At 39.3% G+C, this 22,805-nt stretch carries 20 protein-coding genes; 11 read left to right on the top strand and 9 right to left on the bottom strand.

Annotated elements, in window-relative coordinates; translation table 11 throughout:
• Window position 1: 1 nt before the first annotated feature.
• Both cptA and DM558_RS01735 read right to left on the bottom strand, forming a co-directional pair.
• A complete protein-coding gene (gene cptA / locus DM558_RS01740; protein WP_127161777.1) occupies window positions 2-1,738 on the bottom strand; it encodes a phosphoethanolamine transferase CptA in 1,737 nt (578 codons plus the stop codon).
• Window positions 1,739-2,214: 476 nt separating this feature from the next.
• Window positions 2,215-5,073 carry an FAD-binding and (Fe-S)-binding domain-containing protein gene (locus tag DM558_RS01735; RefSeq protein ID WP_127161776.1) on the bottom strand — a complete coding sequence of 953 codons (2,859 nt, stop codon included), beginning with the start codon at window positions 5,071-5,073 and terminating at the stop codon, window positions 2,215-2,217.
• A 177-nt stretch (window positions 5,074-5,250) separates the two neighbouring features.
• Between DM558_RS01735 and DM558_RS01730 the strand changes: the two genes are divergently transcribed.
• On the top strand, window positions 5,251-6,489 hold the full coding sequence (locus tag DM558_RS01730) for a hypothetical protein (protein ID WP_127161775.1): 1,239 nt from the start codon (window positions 5,251-5,253) through the stop codon (window positions 6,487-6,489).
• Window positions 6,490-6,558: 69 nt separating this feature from the next.
• Here DM558_RS01730 and DM558_RS01725 read toward each other — a convergent pair whose 3' ends face one another.
• Complete coding sequence (locus DM558_RS01725) at window positions 6,559-7,851, bottom strand: peptidylprolyl isomerase (protein WP_228411789.1); 1,293 nt, start codon at window positions 7,849-7,851, stop codon at window positions 6,559-6,561.
• The gene (locus DM558_RS01720) at window positions 7,832-10,636 is read right to left on the bottom strand and encodes an LPS-assembly protein LptD (protein ID WP_127161774.1); all 2,805 of its coding nucleotides are present in this window, start codon (window positions 10,634-10,636) and stop codon (window positions 7,832-7,834) included. Before DM558_RS01720 ends, DM558_RS01725 begins: the two co-directional genes overlap by 20 nt.
• Before the next feature lie 124 nt (window positions 10,637-10,760).
• On the opposite strand from DM558_RS01720, the gene DM558_RS01715 reads away from it, so the two are divergent.
• Window positions 10,761-11,789, top strand: a complete 1,029-nt coding sequence (locus tag DM558_RS01715; protein ID WP_127161773.1) for an aminoglycoside phosphotransferase family protein — start codon at window positions 10,761-10,763, stop codon at window positions 11,787-11,789.
• Complete coding sequence (gene murU, locus DM558_RS01710) at window positions 11,786-12,448, top strand: N-acetylmuramate alpha-1-phosphate uridylyltransferase MurU (protein ID WP_127161772.1); 663 nt, start codon at window positions 11,786-11,788, stop codon at window positions 12,446-12,448. Before DM558_RS01715 ends, murU begins: the two co-directional genes overlap by 4 nt.
• Before the next feature lie 52 nt (window positions 12,449-12,500).
• On the opposite strand, the gene arsB is transcribed toward murU, so the two are convergent.
• From arsB to DM558_RS01695, 3 genes are all read right to left on the bottom strand, one after another.
• Window positions 12,501-13,526: an ACR3 family arsenite efflux transporter gene (arsB, locus tag DM558_RS01705; protein WP_127161771.1), complete on the bottom strand. Its 1,026-nt coding sequence runs from the start codon at window positions 13,524-13,526 to the stop codon at window positions 12,501-12,503.
• A gap of 129 nt (window positions 13,527-13,655) precedes the next feature.
• Window positions 13,656-13,982 carry an ArsR/SmtB family transcription factor gene (locus DM558_RS01700; protein ID WP_228411788.1) on the bottom strand — a complete coding sequence of 109 codons (327 nt, stop codon included), beginning with the start codon at window positions 13,980-13,982 and terminating at the stop codon, window positions 13,656-13,658.
• 60 nt (window positions 13,983-14,042) lie between these two features.
• On the bottom strand, window positions 14,043-14,837 hold the full coding sequence (locus DM558_RS01695) for a PhzF family phenazine biosynthesis protein (RefSeq protein ID WP_127164781.1): 795 nt from the start codon (window positions 14,835-14,837) through the stop codon (window positions 14,043-14,045).
• A gap of 124 nt (window positions 14,838-14,961) precedes the next feature.
• Here DM558_RS01695 and pnuC point away from each other — a divergent pair, with 124 nt between their 5' ends.
• The 7 genes from pnuC (at window position 14,962) to DM558_RS01660 (ending at window position 21,211) form a co-directional block, all read left to right on the top strand.
• On the top strand, window positions 14,962-15,540 hold the full coding sequence (gene pnuC / locus DM558_RS01690; protein ID WP_164731220.1) for a nicotinamide riboside transporter PnuC: 579 nt from the start codon (window positions 14,962-14,964) through the stop codon (window positions 15,538-15,540).
• Window positions 15,541-15,567: 27 nt separating this feature from the next.
• A complete protein-coding gene (locus DM558_RS01685; protein WP_127161768.1) occupies window positions 15,568-16,107 on the top strand; it encodes an AAA family ATPase in 540 nt (179 codons plus the stop codon).
• Window positions 16,108-16,160: 53 nt separating this feature from the next.
• Entirely contained in the window at window positions 16,161-16,901 is a 741-nt protein-coding gene (cmoA, locus tag DM558_RS01680) for a carboxy-S-adenosyl-L-methionine synthase CmoA (RefSeq protein ID WP_127161767.1), read from the top strand.
• Window positions 16,898-17,854, top strand: coding sequence for a tRNA 5-methoxyuridine(34)/uridine 5-oxyacetic acid(34) synthase CmoB (gene cmoB / locus DM558_RS01675; RefSeq protein WP_127161766.1), 957 nt, complete (start codon window positions 16,898-16,900; stop codon window positions 17,852-17,854). Before cmoA ends, cmoB begins: the two co-directional genes overlap by 4 nt.
• Before the next feature lie 116 nt (window positions 17,855-17,970).
• A complete protein-coding gene (gene eco, locus DM558_RS01670; protein ID WP_127161765.1) occupies window positions 17,971-18,537 on the top strand; it encodes a serine protease inhibitor ecotin in 567 nt (188 codons plus the stop codon).
• Window positions 18,538-18,622: 85 nt separating this feature from the next.
• Entirely contained in the window at window positions 18,623-20,176 is a 1,554-nt protein-coding gene (locus DM558_RS01665; RefSeq protein ID WP_127161764.1) for an EAL domain-containing protein, read from the top strand.
• A 117-nt stretch (window positions 20,177-20,293) separates the two neighbouring features.
• Window positions 20,294-21,211 (top strand): bestrophin family protein, encoded by a 918-nt coding sequence (locus tag DM558_RS01660; protein WP_127161763.1) that lies wholly within the window; start codon window positions 20,294-20,296, stop codon window positions 21,209-21,211.
• 19 nt (window positions 21,212-21,230) lie between these two features.
• Here DM558_RS01660 and folK read toward each other — a convergent pair whose 3' ends face one another.
• Together folK and folB are read right to left on the bottom strand one after the other, a co-directional pair.
• Complete coding sequence (folK, locus tag DM558_RS01655) at window positions 21,231-21,734, bottom strand: 2-amino-4-hydroxy-6-hydroxymethyldihydropteridine diphosphokinase (protein ID WP_127161762.1); 504 nt, start codon at window positions 21,732-21,734, stop codon at window positions 21,231-21,233.
• A complete protein-coding gene (folB, locus tag DM558_RS01650; RefSeq protein ID WP_127164780.1) occupies window positions 21,725-22,078 on the bottom strand; it encodes a dihydroneopterin aldolase in 354 nt (117 codons plus the stop codon). Before folB ends, folK begins: the two co-directional genes overlap by 10 nt.
• Window positions 22,079-22,127: 49 nt before the next feature.
• On the opposite strand from folB, the gene plsY reads away from it, so the two are divergent.
• On the top strand, window positions 22,128-22,697 hold the full coding sequence (plsY, locus tag DM558_RS01645; RefSeq protein ID WP_127161761.1) for a glycerol-3-phosphate 1-O-acyltransferase PlsY: 570 nt from the start codon (window positions 22,128-22,130) through the stop codon (window positions 22,695-22,697).
• The last annotated feature ends 108 nt before the right edge of the window (window positions 22,698-22,805 follow it).

Here is a 22,805-nt window from a genome sequence, read left to right as displayed (position 1 = left end):
ATTACTTGGCTTGTGTTTCTTTTTGTTTACCAAACAACGCATCAAATGATTGTAACTTCACTTTAGGATTACCAATCCACCGTGTTTCATTCTCATATTGAGGGCTGACCAAGCTACGTGCAGGAATATACTCATCGTAAGTAAGCCCTGCTAAGTCAGACAACGTATGAATTAAATGAGCGCTACTGTAAGGGCGATCTACTAACCTCTTTAAATCACGAGGATGCCCAGCCTGCCATGCTGGTGAGTTCCAGACCATAAAGGGAACAGTATACATCCCCTTAGTGGGTGCTGCCTCATTACGCCCGATCACCTCATGATCTTTATCACCATAAACCTCTTCGCCATGGTCAGAGAGGTAAACCAAAAAGCCGTAAGGATCCGTATCTTTAAAAGTTTTAATTAATGTCGCTACCACATAGTCGTTATAAAGCACGGCATTATCATAACTATTATAAAATGCAATTTCTTTCTTATCTAAATCACTCGGCATAATAGGATCAGCCCCTCTAAACTTTCTAAAGTTATCAGGGTAACGGTACTTATAATTCATATGTGTACCTAGCAGATGAATTATAATAAACTTTTTAAGGGCGGGATCTTTTAATGCTTTTTCAAAAGGTTCAAATACCACCTCGTCATGCTGCTCAGAATTTTGACTACGGTTATTATTTAAATATTCCTGTTGATCCGCCATTTGAGAAAATGTCGTCAACATGGTATTGCGCTTAGTCATCGTTTGCTGATTCGTAATCCAGAAGGTTTTATAACCCGCTTGTTTCATTAAATTCATGACCGATGGCGTTGTTAAATAAGCATCAGGGTTATGCTGATCACCAAAGGTTAAAGCTTGCTGTAACATCTCAATGGTATAAGGGCGAGAGGCCACTACATCATTAAATACGACTAATCCAGGGTCTGTCTTTTGCAATTGCTTAAGCATGGGGTTAGTTTCACGCCCATAACCATATAAACTCATATGCAAACGCGAAGTAGACTCACCAATCACCAATACTATGGTGCGAGGCTTATCTGCATTTTCATCCTTTAAATTCTTAAGAGGGGGTAACGCTGCATTATGAGTTAATAACGCTTCCATATTATCAAGTTGCTTTTTATATTGATAATAGCCAACAACCAATGTCCATGGTGTCACAGGCTCCATACGGCCAAGCACTTTCTCAGTGGCAACTGCAAAAGGTTCTTCTTTTTTTATCATCCGATTAGCATATGGATAGCCAAATATACTCACAAAAATAAGAATACTCACAACCCAACGCGTGAGATGATTAGGTAAATAAACAGGCGTTATTTTACGCCATAATAAATAAGCACCAATGCTATAGACAATAAAAACAAATACGAGCGTATAACTAAAATATTGTGTCAGATACTCCCCGGCTTCAGCCGTATTTGACTCGAACATAATAAAGATAACACTTTGCGAAAACTCTTGACCATAAAGCATAAAATAGCCCAAGCTCGCTAAAGACGCAGCCCATAAAATAATACCAATTATAGCTGCTAATAACTTCGTGTATCGAGGAAAGAGCAAAATGGGAATTAGCCATAAAAAGCTTAAAAAGATGCTTGATCTAAGCCCTGCGAACCCAGTTGTACCAGAGAAATAAATAAGACCTTGTACAACTCCAGAAAAATACCAAAAAAATAAAAAGGACCAAATAAGTCCTATTCCATTTTTCTGAAAAAACTTATGCTGAAAAAAAGCTTTACTCACAAAACCATCCAATAACTTAGATCTAATAATAACAAAGAGATATTTTATATAACATGCTGTCAAAATTTTGTTGGGGAAAAACTATACCACAAATAAAAAAGTCGTCTACATTTTATGCGCTGCCATCAGTTCAAACTCTCAAAATACTCATCACAGTTATCCACAAAAGCTGTGGATAAGTATGTTAATAATAGTTTAAAAAATGCTACAAAGCACGATAAAGACGGGCAATATACTAAATTTATTACTTTTAAATCTTTTATTATTTTATTTAAAATTAATAAGTTATAAAAATAAATTATCTTTTAACAAAATACCTCATCAGCTAATTCGTATTATTCAAACCACATTAATAAGTCAAGTCCTTTTAGCATTTTTTTAATATTGGCTATCTCATCACAAAAGATCATGATAAATACCGAAGTAATATCCCAAAAAAGCCAATCTAACAGATTGGCTTCTCAATATTCAAAGTACTAATTGAGTGACCAAGATTGTAAAGCAGTATCTGGCACACTAAACTTCTTTTCCTTTGTAACACTGTCTAGCAAATACACAATACTACGGTAATCAATACCACTGTGCTCACTTAACCCAACCTCACAAGTACGACTATTTGAAACCCCTTGTTTACAGTGTTTAACCTCTTCTTTGAGATGGCGTAACGAGTGGGCGTTAAGCTCTGGTGTATTAAACCCTTTATCACCAGCAAAACCACAACAATAGATATCTTCCGGAATGACCACTTGTTTAGTTGTACAGTTTCTCACAATATCAATAAACGCCTGATTTTCTGCTAAATGGCGGCTACTGCAAGTAATATGCAACGCGATGTTTTCATCAAGGGGATGAAAATCAAGTTTCTCCAATAAAAACTGATGTATAAAATCTACCGAATCATACACATTTAAATTCACACCGCGCTTTTTAACCGCCTCAATCAGATGCAAACTGCAAGAACTTGTATCAATGTACACAGGGTCTTGACCTTGGCGAGTGGTTTCCATCAAGACACCAATCAACTCATTCTCTTTTTGCAATGCTTGCTCAGGGTAGCCTTTTGAATCAAAGGGTTGACCACAGCATAAGGAGTTAACCCATTCGGGCAACACCACTTGATAACCTGCTTTAACCAGTAATTGCTTAGTTTTTTCAACTAAAGGCACTTGGTCAAAATCCCTCACAGCAGGTCCCATCATCCGCGATACACAGGTTGTAAAATAAACAACCCGTGGTCGATTATCAGTGGCAGGTGGAACAAAACGTAAAGGTTTTGCTGCTTTAGGCATAGCACTTGACCAACGAGGCAGGCGATTACCGGTTAATTTACGTAAACCATGGGTAATATTTTCCATCATCGGCGTACCTAGCACTGCTTGCCCTTTCGCGGCGACTGCTAACGTAAAGCGCACTCCTTTAAACCCTGTAGCAAAATGATTCACCAACCAATTAGCCATTTTAGGGTGATTGGCTGCTTCAGCTCGTAACTTTTTAACTAATGCTCCTGTATTAATCTCTAAAGGACAACGCATACTGCATAATCCAGTGGCGGCACAAGTGTCTATGCCATAATACTGATACTGCTCCATTAACTGGTCCACATTCTGCCCTGCCCGTTTTTTAGCCTGAATATCGCGCCAAATCACAATACGCTGACGGGGTGATAAAGTTAAATCCTTCGCAGGGCAAACAGGTTCACAAAAGCCACACTCCATACAACGATCAACCAGTTCATCTGCTTCTGGTAAAGGTTTTAAGTTTTGTAAATGCAGTTCTTTATTTTTTGACAACACCACATCAGGACTTAAAATATGTTTAGGGTCAAACAGCTTCTTAATATCCCACATCAGCTGCCATGCATCAGCCCCCCACTCTAACTCAACAAACGGTGCCATATTACGCCCTGTGCCATGTTCAGCTTTAAGTGCCCCACCAAAATCAACCGCAACTAACTGAGTCACATCATTCATAAACGCAGAATAACGTGCCACTTGCTCTGGATTATTAAAGTCTTGAGTAAAAACAAAGTGTAAATTACCATCTAATGCATGACCAAATAAAATAGCTTCATCGTAATGGTGTTTTTCGAAAAGCTCGATTAAACGATTTGCCGCTTCAGCTAAACGCTCAATGGGGAACGTAACATCTTCGATAATGACAGAAGTCCCCATTTTACGCACGCCGCCTACCGCAGGGAACGTACCTTTACGAATAGCCCATAACTTACCGTACTCATTAGGATTTTGCGTGAAATCGATCTTTTGTTCCATTGGGAATGGTTGGATGGAAGCCATAATTTGCTTAAGCTGCTCACTCAGCAAACTAGCACTCGCCGCACGAGACTCAATCAATAAGGCACAAGCATTATCCGATAACGTTTTAACCCACTCTGGCAAGCCGGGTTTATTCTCTACTGAGCGAAGACTTCGACGATCTAATAACTCGACCGCAGAAACAGGTTGTTGCTTTAAAATCGGTACAGCTTTACAGCAGGTTTCAATATCAGGAAAGACAATGAAAGCACTGGCTTTATAGGGGTGCTCTGGTACTGTATTATAAGTCACCGCACTGATGAAACCTAAAATTCCTTCCGATCCCACCATAATATGCTTTAAGATATCAATCGGATCATCATAGTCAACCAGCGCATTAATCGATAAGCCTGTGGTATTTTTTAAGCGATACTTATGACGAATCTTATCAGCTAATGTCGTATTAGCTCGGACCTCTTGCCCTAAATGCGCTAACCTCTCAAGTAACTCTCCATGGCTTTGTTTAAAAGCCTCAACACTATCTGCTTGTTCTGTGTCTAACACGGTACCATCAGCCAATACCACCCGAATATCTCGAATCGTACTGTAGCTATTTTGCGCTGTACCACAACACATGCCACTGGCGTTATTGGCTAAAATACCACCAATTTTACAGGTATCAATCGATGCGGGATCAGGGCCAATTTTTTGCCCATACGGCAATAACCATTTATTAGCTTGAGCACCGATGACACCAGGTTGTAGGCGAATTTGTAAACCATCATTACGAATGTCTTTCCCATTCCAATGATCTCCTAAAACAACAAGCACAGAATCCGTTGATGCTTGCCCTGACAAGCTTGTTCCGGCAGCTCTAAAGGTGACCGCCACCTGTGTCTTGTGGGCCTCTTTTAAAACAGCAACAACTTCCTGTTCACTTTCAACACGAATCACTAATTGAGGAACCAGTCGATAAAAGCTCGCATCCGTGCCATAGGCTAACGTTGTCATAGGGTCTGTAAAAAGGCGATTTTCAGGAATTAATAACTTAATTGCTGATAAAAAATTAGTAGGTAAAGTCACGGTTCTATACTCGCTTATTATCAAATCAGGTTTATTTTTATAAAACAAATATTATGTTGTTGATGACTATCTTATATTACGATTTATTAAACTTTTCCTAGTTTAGCACCTCATAGCTTGCTATGATGACAAGCGACTATAAAGATAGACAAAATCTTAGGAAATCCCCATTTCATTATGGAAAATAACATTATGCCGCCACATCATTATAGTAAAGACCTTTTTTTAATACTAGCCGTTATCAACTTATTACCACAAGCGATACTATTTTTTGGGTTTGACACCTATAATTTACCTATTTTCATTGTTAGCCTAGTGATCAGTTATTTTATTTGGCTTAATCTAACGCAGCGACATACCCAAAAAAGCATCAAAGAAGAAGTCGTCGAACGTGCGAACCTTTTTATTGATCCGCTACAACAAGCGACCTTACAAAAGAACCTAGAAGAGCCACTACTGGCAAAGCAAAATAATAATACCCAACAGATCAATACCCGTTTAAATATTGCTTCTTTGTACCTTTTCCTTTGTATTGTGGGGATTCGTCAATCCAAAGGCCACATAGCGTACACTGACAGTAAACAATTCACGACCTTACTTGAACAAACCAAACCCACCCTAAAAAAAATATACGTTGCTCGGGGTACGAAAACAGAACGTATTCCTGAGTTTATCAACAATAACTATCAGCAAATAAAACAACTCATTAAGCTTTATTGGCAACTTGTTAACAAAAATGCCAATGACCCGACGATTGCTATACAGACATGGTTTGAGGGAAAAAGCCATATCAATCTAGCCGATAAACCCTATATTTATAGAAACTTGACTGAGCGCGTTACGAATGACATCGAGTTAAAATTATTACAAGCCCTGTGTCGCCCAAAAAAACACAATAAACTACTGACCAAAATAAAAGAAAAAACAGAAACCTTTATGGCCTTACTTAACCAATCTAATCGCTTTGCTCTACAACAAAACGAAGAAATTTTAGATCATCGCTACATTGAAAAATATTTGTCTGCTTTTTTATTAATTTTTGGTTTAGTGATTATTCAAGAGTCACACGACGACCCAAGTTACCTACAAACCCCTGAGTACAATGCTTTAAAAAACAAAGCCACCGTCATGATAAAAGCAATGATACTTAATAGCCGAGTATTAGGGGTAGACTCACTCACCCCTATGCACATCACACAGCTCACACAGTTTATTGAAAAACAACTCCCTTCCCTTGAAATTGCTTATGTTGACTACTTTGACGCTACCGCTAAACAACTGCCTACACCTGAGCATTATTTACTGGAATGGTTTAAAACAACCACCAAAACAGAACTCAGTAATAAAGTGGATTTACCCTTCAAACTCAATGAGTACGTTAAACAAATACTCTCAGAAGAAACAACTACCGCATAATATAAAAACCTAAGGTATAAAAAAACCGCGTGTAAGATAAGCTTACACGCGGCTTTTCATAAAAGATAACTACAGTTTTATTTCAACGTAAGCATCATCACGTAACTGTTGTAACCAAATAGGTAACTCTTGTTCGTATTTACGCTCATAAAGCGCATTCATCGCTTGTTGTTTACGATACTCAGCCGTATTATCCGTTGAACGACGCCCTTCTACCTGTAGAATATGCCAACCATAACGGCTTTGGAAAGGTTTAGAAATCTCACCCACCGGTGTTGATTCCATCACTTGGCGGAACTCAGGAACTAAGGCATTAGGCTCAATCCAGTTTAAACTACCACCACGTTGTGCAGAACCAGGATCATCTGAAAACTTCTTAGCCAATTGAGCAAAATCTTCACCATTACTAAGACGCTGAGAAAGACGCTCAATCGCTTTTTGCGTTTCTGCTTCACTACGTAAAGGGGTTGGTTTTAATAAAATATGGCGGACACTAATTTCATCTTGTAAAACTTTACTGCCGCCTCGTTTATCCATCACCTTTAAAATAATCAAACCACCGGGAGTGCTCACAGGTTGAGTAAAATCACCTACTTTCATCCCGTTAATCATTTGGTCAAAAGGGGGCGGCAATTGAGCCGCTTTACGCCAGCCGATATCACCACCATCAATCGCTCTATCACCACCAGAGGCAGACATAGCTAAACGATGAAAATCTGCACCATTTTGAAGTTGCTTATAAATAGCCAATACTTTATCTTCTGCCTTTTTTACGTCAACATATGAGCTTCCTTGACGAACTGGCACCAAAATACTGGCTAGATAATACTCTTCAGATAATTGAAGCTTACCCATTTCTGAGTTCAAAAAGTTTTGCACCTCTTGATCAGTGATATGAATTTTCTCACTAAGTGCTCGTTGTCTAACCCGACTGATCAACATATCACGGCGTATTTGAGTACGCAGTTCATTCATGGTTAAACCTTCTTTACGCAATGCCATCTGGAATTGAGGAATCGTTAAACCATTATTTTTAGCAATTTCAATAACTGCAGCACTCACTTCATCATCATCAGCAGGGATACCATAACGACGCGCCAATTGGACTTGTAAATCCTCCAAAATCAAACGATCAAGCACTTGCTTAACTAATACATCGTGAGGGGGAAGCTCTCCACCACGTTTACTAACCGTTGCAGTAACTTCTTTTACGCGATTATCTAATTGGCTTTGCATAATCACATCTTCATCAACGATGGCTACAACGCGATCAAGATTTTTTACTTGGGCATAGGTTACACCACTATAAAGTGTAACCGCCATAAGTGCCACGCCCCAAAATTTAGAGATTTTGATCTTCACGTTTTTTATAACCTTCAATGCCTTTATCTAAGAAACTACTTACACCACTACCATAGACATTACCCAACCCTTTGAAAACGACTTGGAAGAAAATGCCTCGATCAGACTGACTGTTGGTACGACTGTAAATACCTTCATCATATTTTTGCCAGTAACGACCGACAATACGGAACTGCCAGCAACAACTATCGTACTCAAAACCACCAAATGAATCTAAGGTACGGTTACGATTATAGTCATACTGCCAGCGTCCAATTAAACTCCAACGAGGGATAATTGGCCACATAAAAGACGTGTCTAACTGCTTTGTTTTATAATAATCTTTTACGGTGTCCGTCACAAGCTTACCGCCTGTATAAGAATAACGGGTCAAATCACCTGACTGTTGCCATTTACCTGTCCATTGGTTATACACGATACTGTCATCACGATAACGGAAGCCAATATTAAAGATCTTATTCAAGTTACTTTCTGGTTGATAGTGCAACATCACACTTCCTGACTCTGTTTTAGACCCTTCGGGGCTCCAATTCAAGTCAGCTGATACACGCCAATCATAATTTAAGCGGTATAAATATTGTAATGCAATAGGCGATGAATCATTGGTTGATAAATCTCTATCACGCCAATTAATACCCGGCATTTGCACTTTACGATCCTGGAAGTAATAAGCCTGACCAACACTGACGCGCTGACGCTCAAAACCGCTTGGCTCAATAATTCGACTAGTTAATCCTAAGGATACTTGATTGGTATCACCTATCCGATCACGACCGGCAAAGCGGTTAGTTCTAAATAAATTATCATAGCTGAAAGGGTCTTCGGATGTATCAAAAATAGGAATATCATCCTGATTCTTATAAGGTACATAAAGATACATTAAGCGTGGTTCCAATGTTTGAGTCGCACCCTTACTAAACCAATTGGTTTTACGATCAAAATACAAGCCTGAATCTACTTTATATGCAGCTACACCACGGTCAACACTGCTTCTAAAGCGCTCACCATTTGCTGCCATTTGTGATTTACCTCTATGATCTAAATCTAGATCATAATAAGTATACATATACTGGATTGATGGATTGATATATCCCCATGAAGCACGCATAGGCAAGCTAATTTCAGGTGCCACATATGTGCGGTTACCATTAGCACGCAACAAACCAGGTACTAATAAATCAGGGCTAAACGTAATGTATTGTAAGCTAGGGTCACTCACAAACTTAGAGTTGTCATATAGCTTATTATTTAAGTCACGATCAAAATGGACAAACTCTGTGTCATAACCAAACTGTAAACCGCCAGGGGTAAAAGGTAACTTACCAGTCAGAGTCAGTTGTGGTAAACGATCGTAAGGTGTCGCATTAGTCACAGACGCCATTTGATAACCGTGTAAATTAACAGCTGCCGTGAAGCTATCACCACGGTAAGTTAATTTACCCATCTGATTAACATACGCCTGTGTATCAACACCATTACTATTCACATCTAAATCTTGGAAATAGAAAGGATCACTAATACGTGTATAATCCACCTCAGCTAACCAACGGGAATTCATCCCTGTTGTGTTTTGCCAACTATACATCCAACGATTACGTGTTGTATCTCCATACACTTTACGATCATCGCTGATATCGCCATTATCATTTAAATACGCGGCAGCAAGAGAACCGTTACTATTTTCTGTTAAATAGCGGAACTGCCCTTCCATCAATAAACCACGTTTAGTCATTAATTGAGGATAAAGCGTAAAATCATAATTAGGGGCGAGATTGAAATAATAAGGAGTAACTAACGTAAAGCCATTATCACTGCTTGAGCTAAAGCTTGGCATCAAGAAACCTGACTGGCGACGCTTATCAATAGGAAATGAAAGATAAGGAGAATAAAATACTGGGAAATCTTTAACCCTTAACGTAGCGTTAGTTGCAGTACCGCGACCTGTTTCACGGTTTAACACCACATTATTACCGTGAATCGTCCACATATTATCGTTAGGTTCACAACGGGTAAACGTACCATCTTTCAAACGAATTAACCCATCTGCACTGCGTTTCACATAACGTGCATTACCGCGATACCCTGTTTGATGTACCACAAACTCAGCATTATCAACTTGTGCTTCACCTTGACCAAGTTGCACTTCCGCACTGTCACCCACCATTAAGGCGCCGACATCACGTAGCTTGACATTACCTTGCAAGTCACCCACATTTTCTAAACGATACAAATGTGCTTGGTCTGCTTGTACTTGGAGAGAACCTTGCTGTAAAACAACATCACCTGCCAATGTCCCCACTTGTTTTTCTTGGTCATAACGAGACGTATTGGCTGAAATATAAGTTGGTGCTTCACCCACAGGGGTTTTATCGTCCATCCCTACTCGGGGGGGTTCAATATAATCACCACTGCAATACGGGCCCACTTCTGCAAGCTGAGCTGGGGTTAACTTATCTCTTGGCACCCAATCCAGATGGCTATAATCTTCACTACGTGAGGTTAATACACGCCCATGATTTTCAGAAGCTAACTGTGTTTTTGGTTTAGTGTCCTTAGATTTTGCTTTTGCAACGGCGGGCGTAGGATCCACTGACGTTGTTGGTCGAGGTGGCAAACTAGCTGGACGCTCGGTCGCAGAACAGTCCCACCCTCCTGATGCGGATGCACGACAAGCAAACTGATCAGCATCAGCGGCCATAAGCAAAGTAAAAGGCTGTACTAATAAAAAACTGCCTGTTACTAGTAGGGGTACTTTTTTGTAAAAAACGGTAGTTTTAACTGCCATCTTAAAATAATCCAAAATTCCTGTCGCCTAAAATCAGGCAAATATATACTCGATGATCGAGCAAAGATAGTGGATAATAAAGCATCATTGCATTAACTGCTAGTATTTTTGGAGAAGCAATCCCATGAATAACGATTTACGCCTAGCCCAACTACACACGTGGCTAACCGCTCAAACCCTTGATTTACCTTTCTTCAATGGCACATTGGGCGATGTAAATATTGAATTAACACCCGCTAGTAGTGATGCAAGTTTTCGCCGATACTTTAGGCTTAAACTCAATAACCAATCACTGATCGTGATGGATGCACCACCGCCACAAGAAAGTCAAAACTGTCGACCTTTCGTAAAGATTGCAAACCTTTTGGCCGAACAAGGATTAAATGTTCCACATATTTTAGCATCAGATCTCGAGCAAGGTTTTTTATTGCTAACTGATCTCGGCACACACACATGGTTAGAAATACTCAATACACAAAATGCCGACTCATTATTTGCTAAGGCTATAAATAGCCTAATTAAGCTACAACACACTAATTTAAGTGTTGAACTACCTACATATAATGAAGCACTGCTACAAAGAGAACTATCACTTTTTCCTGAATGGTACCTTAACAAGCATTGTAACATTGTCTTAACAGAAACTCAGCAATTACTGTGGGAAAAAAATTGTAAAAAACTCATTAATTCTGCTTTACAACAGCCCAACGTATTGGTGCATCGTGATTACATGCCACGTAACTTAATGCAAAGTGAGCCTAATCCCGGTGTACTCGATTTTCAAGACGCCGTTTATGGCCCTGTCACCTACGATATTACCTGCCTCTTTAAAGATGCCTTTATCAGTTGGCCGCAAGAAAAGGTCGAACAATGGCTAAAACAATACTGGCAAACGGCCAAACAAGAAAGTATCCCTGTCCAAGAAAGTTTTGAAGCCTTTCAACTCGCCAGTGACTTAATGGGCGTACAGCGTCACTTAAAAGTTATCGGCATCTTTGCACGTATACTGCACCGTGATGGCAAGCCTAAATACGTTAAAGACACACCTCGCTTCTTTGCCTATATTAACGAAGTCATCAGCCGACGCCCTGAAGAACTACAAGAGCTCAAACAACTTTTAGAAGAACTAGACCTACCCGAGAACAAATCATGAAAGCAATGATACTAGCAGCTGGTAAAGGCGAGCGCATGCGCCCACTGACGCTCACCACACCCAAACCTCTTATTCCTGTCAATGGAGTCCCATTAATTGTTTACCATATTAAAGCACTGGCGCATGCAGGGTTTAGAGAGCTAGTCATCAACCATGCGTGGCTCGGTCAACAAATAGAAGACTACCTAGGTACAGGCGAACAATTTGGTGTTCATATTCGCTACTCTGCTGAAGGAGAACCTCTTGAAACAGGTGGTGGGATAAAAAAAGCATTGCCTTTATTGGGTGATGAGCCGTTCTTAATCGTCAATGGTGATGTGTTTTGCAATTACCCTTTTGCTGACCTCAAACACCCCATCGATAACCTTGCCCACCTCGTGATGGTCAATAACCCAGAACATGTCGCTAACGGAGATTTTGGTTTAACTGATGAACATTTAATTGTGAATGAAGCCAGCCAAAAATATACCTACTCAGGCATTGCCATTCTTCACCCTAAACTCTTTGACAACTGCACCGAAAAAGCTTTCAAACTCGCTCCACTACTAAGAGAAGCCATGCAACAACAGCAAGTAACGGGTGAGCTTTTTCAAGGTGACTGGACAGACGTCGGTACAATAGAACGATTAAAACAAGTAGAAGCCAAACTAAACCAATAAACTCAAAAGCCAGACAACGTTTTAAAAAATAATACTGTCTGGCTAACTGGTTCTAAAAACAGCGTTTTTTAAACCACAAAGCCACGCTTACCAACAAAATTAACACGGGTACTTCAACCAAGGGACCAATCACCGCAGCAAATGCCTGTGGTGAGGCCAAGCCAAATGCCACAATAGCTACTGCAATTGCCAACTCAAAATTATTACTGGCCGCTGTAAAGGCCATCGCCGTCGTTTTAGGGTAAGACTCATGCGCTAATTTACCCATCAAAAAACTTACAAAAAACATCACCACAAAATAAATCACCAAGGGGGTTGCAATAAGTAAAGCATCCACAGGTAACTTTATCAGCTCTCCGCCTTTTAAACTGAACATAGCCACAATGGTAAATAATAACGCCACCAAAGTCAGCGGGCTAATTTTAGGTAAAAACACAGTCTCGTACCAACCATCACCCTTTAGACGACGCAATATAAAACGGGTTAAAAACCCCGCTAAAAACGGGAGTCCTAAGTAAATAAATACCGCCTTAGCTACTACCATAAAACCAATATCCAGCACCTGCACAGGCAAGCCAAACAACTCAGGCAAATAACTTAAATAAAACCATGCAAACACACTAAAAAACAAAATCTGAAACAGCGAATTGAACGCTACTAAAGCAGCAACATAGTCATTATCCCCTTCTGCCAAATGGTTCCACACCAATACCATCGCAATGCAGCGCGCCAAACCAATTAAAATTACCCCAGCCATATACTCGGGGTAATCTCTTAAAAAGATCACGGCTAATAAAAACATAAACGCAGGACCAATCACCCAATTTTGAATAAGTGATAGGCTTAAGATTTTCTTATCATTAAATACTTCGGGTAATGCCTCATAACGCACTTTGGCCAAGGGGGGATAAAGCATCACAATCAACCCAATAGCAATCGGCAGATTAGTAGAACCTACTGTAAAACGATTAATAGCCTCAGGTAAATTAACAAAAACCGTGCCTAAAACAATCCCCAACCCCATGGCTAAAAAAATCCATAAGGTTAAATAACGGTCTAAAAAAGAGAGTTTTTTCATCCCAAGCCTCTACGAAAAATTTAAGAGCAACGATATATTTAACACATACTTACTAATAATTCATTACTACAACAACTATTGAAATATTAACCGAAAATAAAGATCATTCACACGATGACCTCTCATTTATTACTTGGTTTTAGCACAGCACGTTTGGCCAGCTTGTTCGATACAACATTGCTCTGTTAAAAAGCTGGCTAACTGCTGCATCAACTCAAGATTTGCACGATAACGTAAAAAACGCCCCTCTTGCTCAACCGCCACTAACTGGCAATGATTTAATACTTTTAGATGAAATGACAAATTAGAGGCAGGCAATGCTAGCGCTGTTGCAATATCCCCCGCAACCAATCCTTCAGAACCATACCTGATTAATAGCATGAAAACATCTAACCGAATAGGTGAAGAAAGACATTCAAAGTATTTTGCAGCATCTTGTATTTTCATTTTAATCATTCAATATTTCAACAACTCTTTAAATGATAAACTTATCACACCAATAAATCAACACACCCATTACGCATAAACAAAACCGCCTGAAAACAATACCGCATTTCCCGCAATAAATACGCGCTCTGTTTTTACTTCACAAAATAATTTACCGCCACGTGCAGAAACTTGATAGGCCGATAACTTACTTTTACCCAACACCTCTGCCCAATACGGTGCAAGCCCTGCATGAGCCGAACCCGTTACAGGGTCTTCTGCTATACCATGGTCAGGTGCAAAGAAACGTGATACAAAATCATAATCAGCATAATTACTTGGCGCAGTAACTATCACACAGTAAGGGATCAACTTGATTAACTGCTTAAGGTCAGGATCAGATTCCCTCACTTTTTGCTCATCGTCATAAATTACAAAATAGGCTTGCTCATTACGTAACACTTTTTGCGGGGCAAAATTTAGGCCTTTTAATAAGGCTTCAGGAATAGTGTCAATCGTTTCTTTAGGCATACGATTAGGAAAATCCATCACAAAACAGCCATCATCCCCTCTTACCACAATCAATTGCCCTACTTGCATGGTATCAAAGATAATCTGATTTAAATCTTTATGAATACTAAATAGCACAAAAGCACTCGCCAGCGTTGCATGACCGCACAAAGGTACCTCTACAGTAGGTGTAAACCAACGAATACCAAAATGTCTTTCATCATCTAATGATTTGACAAACGCCGTCTCTGATAAATTATTTTCAAAGGCGATCTTTTGCATTTGCCACTCAGGCAACCACTCATCTTCTAACAATACAACAGCAGCGGGATTACCTTTATAAAGCGTATCAGTAAAGGCATCAACATGAAACATAGGAAATTTATTCATGGTTTGTTCTCAGTTTAATTATTCTATTAGACTATCTTACTCTCTAATAATCTATTATTTGAATCATTTTCTGCTAGCATATTGTTTTTATTTTTGTACATTAGTCACCATGCCATTCTCTCTTTCTTTTCTTGATACTATTGAATATATCGCCATTATAGCCAGCTTAGGCTATGTCATTTTAAGCTCACGTCAGCTGATAGGCACTTGGCTATTTGGGTTTATTGGCTCAGCCTTGTATATAATCATTTTCTTTTACAATGGTTTATATGGCAGCACACTACTCTCTTGTTTATTTACGGGGTTAATGGTCTACGGCTGGCTGACTTGGAAACGACAAGCAAATGAACCAGAGCTTTTAGTTACCCAGCTCAATACAAAACAACGTTTGATTGCGTTTTTTATTGGTATAGCATTAACTGTGCTGATTTATTGCCTTTCGGTGTCAATTGAAGGCCATGCATTTCCCATTGAAGATGCCAGCATTGCAGGCTTTAGTTTAGTGGCACAAATTTTAGTGGCGCGTAAGAAGCTTGAAGCCTGGTACGGCTGGGTGGTTATTAATGCACTGGCGGTTTATACTTATGGTAGTAATCATCTCCCTATGACCGCACTGCTTTATGTGGTTTACACAGTATTGGCTGTTTATGGCCTCTATAAATGGCGAACCAGTATGCAATCTCACTAACTTTTACTCTTGACTGTTGACTTTATTATGTTGCGCATTGCTATCTATGGTTCAGAATGTACGGGAAAAACTACCCTAGCTCAATATTTAGCCGATCATTACGCTACCTTGTGGGTACCCGAATATTCTCGTGATTATGCCGAAAATAAACCCTTGCTAGATATCTCTGATGTTATGCCCATTATACGGGGGCAGATTGCTCACGAAGAAGAAGCGGTGCGGGTAGCCCGAAAAAGAGGATTACCGCTCGTTATTTGCGATACGATCCCACTAAGTTCCATCGCCTACAGTCTTTATTATAATCATGCTGTCCTTGAAGAAGCCAAAGTACTGGCAAAGCGCCCTTATGACCTTTACCTTTTAACAGATACTGATGTCCCTTGGCAAGCTGATGGAATCCGCGGGCAAAATGTTGATCGCACAACCATGCATCAATTATTTTGTCAGCAACTGCTTGAGAACCAACTTCCTTACACCTTGTTGACAAGTATTCAAGCTGAGCGTTTTACAATGGCTACACAGACGATAGACAGGCAATTACAACATAAAGCGCACGATTCTTACTAGGCTATCTTATTAGCTAATGTTAAAATAACCGATTCAATGACTATGCGATAACCATGAAAGAATCTGATAATATCTTTGCCAAACCCTTAGAGAAAGTGCCTGACTTTGTGTTTAATGAAGACGTAGTCAATGTCTTTCCCGACATGATTAAACGCTCTGTTCCCGGTTACCCAACAATTGTCGAAAACATTGGCGTGATCGCCGCCCAATACGCCCAACCGAACAGTTTAGTGTATGATTTAGGTTGTTCTTTAGGTGCAGTGACTCAGGCTCTACGTCGCCATATCAAACAGCCTAATTGCCAAATACTAGCAGTTGATAACTCAGCGCCCATGGTCAAACGTTGCCAAGAATATTTAACCGCACAAGATGCCATGTACCAAGAGTTAACGCCAACACAAGTGGTCGAGGCCGATATTATCACTATGCCTTGGCAACGTGCATCCGTTGTCACTATGAATTTTACGTTACAATTCATTAGCCCAGAGCAACGGCTTGCTGTTTTAACGGCTATTCATCAGCATTTAGACCCGCAAGGGGTTTTATTATTATCTGAAAAATTGCGTTTTGACGACGAAAAAGAGCAACAAACACTCAACGAATTACACCTTGCTTTCAAACGTGCCAATGGCTATAGCGAGTTAGAAATTGCTCAAAAACGCACCGCCATTGAAAATGTAATGAAAATAGATACATTTGCTATTCACCAAGAACGTTTATTAAAAGCAGGCTTCTCAAAAGTTACTCTCTGGTTCCAATGCCTTAATTTTGCTTCTATGATCGCACTACCATGATTAATTTAATTGAACTCATTAACCATCTGAACAAAACACCATTAAAAGAGTGGGCACAAACACTGCCTAACCGTGTAGAAGAAAAACTCACTCAAGAGCACGGTGATTTTCCACGTTGGCAAGCAGTACTTAATGAGCTACCTGAACTTGTAGCAACACACATTGATCTCACCCAAGACTTTACGATTAATGGCCAAGTTACCAGTGAGCAACACCAACAGCTAGAGCAAACGCTACGTAAACTTATGCCTTGGCGCAAAGGGCCATTTAATCTGTTTGGCATCCATATTGATACTGAGTGGCATTCCGACTGGAAATGGCAACGAGTATCACCCCATATTGATTTAACGGATAAACGCATTCTTGATGTCGGCTGTGGCAATGGTTACTATCAATGGCGGATGCTTGGTGCTGGCGCACGTTATGTGCTAGGTATTGACCCTAACCTCCTATTTTTATGTCAATTTCATGCCATCAAAAAATATCTACCTGACTACCCGTTATGGATACTACCTTTCACGCTTGATGACTTCCCCACTCAATCCGAAAGTTTTGATGTCACCTTTTCAATGGGCGTTTTTTATCACCGTCGCTCACCGATTGACCACTTACTAGAACTCAAAGACACTTTAGTTAAAGGTGGTCAGTTGATATTAGAAACCCTTGTTATTGATGGCGATGCACAACAAGTCTTAGTACCTGATGATCGCTATGCACAAATGCGTAATGTATGGTTCTTACCTTCAATTGAAGCATTAACGCGATGGCTAAAACGCACAGGTTTTTCTAACATCCGTTGTGTTGATGTCAACCAAACTAGTATACAAGAACAACGTGCAACCGATTGGATGACATTTAAATCACTACCTGATTTTTTAAACCCTAATGATCATAGCCTTACAATAGAAGGTTTACCAGCACCTAAACGTGCTGTATTTATCGCTAGCAAATAATATATTACATTTTACTATAGACCAAAGTTCATTTAACCTATAATGTTGACTTGCGTTATACTGCTTAAGATATTGGCAGTTATTGTTTAATATTAAAAATCACTACAGGTATTGTTATGAATAAAGTTTCTGTTTTTTGTCTTTCAACCCTTTTAGGTGTCACAAGCTTATGTGCTTTAGCTAATGACAAACAACCTGCTCAAACGCCGAAACAAGCTGTACAAAAGCAAGCAGCACAAGTAGAAGGTGAGCAAAAAACCATGCCCGCTAAACAACTAAAAGATGTAGCACCTTACCCTGAGGCTTCTACTGACCAAAGTCGCTATGCTATTTTTTTAGAACCTAAAGAAAATGAAGATAACTATAAAGTTGAATTAGTATTTAGTAAAGAGTTAGAAGTTGATGGTTGTAACCGCTATATGCTAGGTGGCAATGTCGAAGAAAAAGATCTACAAGGCTGGGGTTATACCTATTATGTAGTCGGACAAGTAGGACAACCTGCATCCACCATGATGGCGTGCCCAAATGAGAAAAAACATAAAGCGTTTGTTCCTATGACTACCCAAACATTTACCCGCTATAACAGTAAACTACCTATTGTTATCTTTGCGCCCAAAGACATTAAAGTAGGATACCGTATTTGGTCTGCACCTGCTGAAGCAACACCTGCACAAATACAATAGTAACGACTTGAGTGCTTATCTACCCGATAAGCACTGCATAAATTATCTTTAATTATTAAAGATAAGAGGAAATAAACAAAATTTAATGACTCGTTTTAGAAGCAAGCACTTTGCTGTTTTACGCAAATTTTATCCTCTCTTTATGTCAGTCATTATTGGTGTTGTAGGCTATATGTTTGCTTATTTTTACACCTACAACCAGCAACAAACACTCACGGTTAACACCAATCATATTACACTGGGTAAAATAGATAACCTTTATACTTCATTGCGTTCACTATCTATTGCTATGAATGCTTTTATAACAATTGATTGTGAAGTAGCTAAACCCGGGCTACAAGAAATAGTAACACGCCTTCCTAATATCAGAGCCATCACACTTTTAAAAGATAATAAACCCTTTTGCTCAACCAATGAACATCTAAAACCTTCAGATATCCCTCCCATAACGAGTGATAACGTAGCGATTGAACCTAGATCATTTAACAGTTACCTAATTCTTTGGAATAACCAACTTTATTTTAAGCAAATCGCTCATGATAAAAATATGAACTTATTAATTGATGTTGGCCATTACCAAGTCTTAAAAGATATTTTAGTACCCAGAACACCCTTCCAAGTTATTATGCTCAAGCTCAAAAACCACGTGATCACTGAACATGGTATAACCGATACCCCCATTAAGCTCTATCAGTCCATCACCGAGCGCTCATTTCGTAACTATAACTTCTACGTTAAAACAGGTTATACGGTTCGCCTTGATTTTTTCTCAATGGTTAAATACCACCCTATTCCTCTACTGATTGTGTTATTTGCATCTATTATTGCTTACGTTCTAACCCATTGGTTTATACGCAATGTTGCTAATGCTTACTATGAACTGCAATCAGCCATTAAAAATGGCCATATCAAAGCTTATGCACAACCACTTATTTATAGCCACTCAGGCCAACTTTCTGGGCTAGAAATCCTTGCCCGTTGGCATCATCCCAAATTTGGACTCATCAACCCTGACACCTTTATCCAAGTTGCAGAAGAAACAGGGCTGATCATTCAACTCACCCAAACCCTATTCAAACAAGTGGCAACGACTTTAGCAGATTATGCTGATAGATTACCCGATCAACTACACGTTGGTTTTAATATTTCTCGTGAGCACTGTAAAAGTTTGCAATTAGTAGAAGACTGTAAAAAGTTTTTAGTGCAGGCCAAAAATAAAACAATTATTTTGGTTATAGAAATTACAGAGCGCCAACTCATTGAAGTAACAGACATGACCACTAAACTTTTCAAAGAACTGCATGAGCTTAATGCAAAAATAGCATTAGATGATTTTGGTGTGGGTAACTCAAACCTTTCTTATCTTAACAACTTCGCCATAGACTACCTAAAAATTGATAGAAGCTTTGTGGGCCATATTGGTTCTGACGCACTGTCTAAAAATATTCTCGATTCTATTATCGAAATTACTCAAGCTTGCAATATCGAATCATGCGCTGAAGGGGTAGAAACTGAAGAGCAGGCACTTTATCTAAAAGAAAAAGGCGTCACCTATCAACAAGGTTATTACTACCTAGAACCTATTGCTATTGAAGATTTCGTACAACATCCCATGTTCCAAAAATGCCTTCGGCCTTAACCACGATGGCATTTCATATCAATCGCCTCACTAAATAAATGTGCATCATTTTGAAGCATTTTTTCTAAAATCGTATTAGAATAGCCACCACCTTTTTTGGCTACACCTGCTATTACTATGATTATCCGTACTTCAACACCTTCCACATTTGCCTTACTGTTTACATTCAAAAAATCGATTATTCCCATTGTTTGGCGTCGGGTACTGTTCACGGTATTGCTAAGTACTGTTGTCGTACTAAGCCATGGCACACTGTACCACTATAAAATTATAATCACCGCCGCGCCCTTTACCATTTGGGGAATCACCCTTGCTATTTTCTTAAGCTTTAGAAACAATGTCGCTTATCAACGCTATTGGGAGGCCAGATCACTATGGGGGCAGCTTCTCGTCAGTAGCCGTAATTTAACGCGTCAACTTATCAGTTTTTTTCCCGATATCAATAAACAAGAGCAACAACAAATCGCTAATAAAATCATTGCATTCTCTTATGCATTACGTAATAGATTACGAGACAATCCATCGTTACAAGATTTACACCCCTTATTAAGTAAACAAGCGCAAAAAAGTTTAGAAAAAGTCTCCAATGTCCCCAATAAGCTACTAAGTCAACTAGGAGTTGATTTTAATAAACTATCTCAAAAAACACAGACCCATCAAGTACTTTTAACCAATATTGACACCGAACTAAGCCATCTTTCAGGGGTACTTAGTGGTTGCGAAAAAATTAAAAATACCCCTTTACCCTTTCCCTATATTTTATTACTCCATCGCACCGTCCATATTTACTGCTTTGTACTACCGTTTTGCTTAGTTGACAGTATCGGTTGGACAACCCCCTTTGCTGTATGCTTTTTAGCCTATACTTTCTTTGGTTTAGATGCACTTGGCGATCAGATCTCTGATCCCTTTGATGCCCAACAAAATGACCTACCCATTGATGCGATGAGCCGCAATATTGAAATCAATATTAGAGAAATCATGGACGAAGAAACACCACCACCGATTGAGCCGATCGATGGTGTTTTATTATAAAAGTATTAAAAGCAGCTTATTAAGCAGAAAATAACCAAGGGGAATCAATCAGCCATAGTTTTTGATTAATTTCTGTACGTAAGCCCTGCCAGAGCTCATGATAAGTAACACCCAAAACAGGATGTTTATTAAATGGAGATAATAGCGAAAGCGGCAATAGCACATAAGCGTTGGCTAAAACTCCTGGATAAGGCAATGTAACATTATCAAACTGCCCTACAGTATCGCCATAGAGCAATAAATCAACATCCAATGGTAGCGATTTACTGGCTTTGTCATAACGCCCGTTATCGACTTCTATTTCTTTTAATCGCGCGCTTAACTCTAAAATAGGCAACGAAGTTTCACCTGTGATCACTAAATTATAAAAATTATTACTTTTAATCCCTACCGACTCACTCTCAAAAATAGGGGAACATTGCATATTCTCTAAGATAGGTGATAATGCTTGCAACGCATTATTAATATGCAATACCTGTTCGGTATTACTCCCCAAACCTAACCACACTTGTGTTAGCGACATCCGCGTTCAATCTCCACACCTACCCCTTTTGCTGTAGCCACAGCACCAGGTTTAGTAACTTTTAATTTAATCCACACAATACCAAATTGCTGCATCAGTAATGCCGCTAAGCGCTCAGCAAAAGTTTCCACCAACTCAAAGCGGCTATTGGCCGCAAACTGCTCAACGGCTTCGGCTACCTTGGCGTAATCTAATGCTTTAGAAATATCATCATTTTCTGCGGCTAATCGGTTATCCCAAGCCATTTGTAAATCAAGCGTTAAACATTGTGAAATCGTTTTTTCCCAATCATATACACCAATTACCGTAGCTACCTCAATTTTTTCTATAAAAACTATATCCAGCATCACAATATCTCGCTACAATCACCCAATGAAATAGGAATCACCCTTTATGTTTTGGTTACTGCTTATTTTTTCATACTTTTTAGGCTCTGTCTCTTTTGCGATCATTATTTGCAAAATAATGGGTAAAAAAGACCCCCGCCTATTAGGTTCAAAAAATCCTGGTGCAACGAATATGCTCAGGATTGCAGGTACGCGCCTCGCTATTTTAACGCTTATTGGCGATCTCTTAAAAGGAATATTACCCGTCATCATTGCCAAAGCATTGGATTTTACATTACCACAACAAGCATGGATCGGGCTAAGCGCAATTATTGGTCACCTTTACCCTATTTACTTTAAATTTAAAGGGGGTAAAGGTGTAGCCACGGCGGCTGGTATGCTTCTTGTGACCTCCCCTATTATTGGAATAGGTGCTATTACTGTGTGGGGTATTACATTCTATGTTAGTCGAATCAGCTCACTGTCTGCATTGCTTGCACTATTTGTTACATTGATACTTACCCCCATTGTCGCTATGCCCATCCTCATCCCTGTCTTAATTCTTTGCTTACTTATCTTATGGCGACATCGTCGTAATTTACACGATCTTATAACAGGTCATGAACATCATTTTTAACCAAATAAAAACAACTAATTCACAAATATGCACAAAATTTATCACCAGTATTGTCAACCGTCAGTTACTGTCGAAGTTTATTTGAAAAATTCTTTTCATAAATCAAAC

Source organism: Entomomonas moraniae (genome assembly GCF_003991975.1).
Taxonomy (GTDB): Bacteria; Pseudomonadota; Gammaproteobacteria; order Pseudomonadales; family Pseudomonadaceae; genus Entomomonas; species Entomomonas moraniae.
The sequence above is the reverse complement of the archived record's forward strand: the minus strand, read 5'-3'. Positions and strand labels throughout refer to the sequence as shown.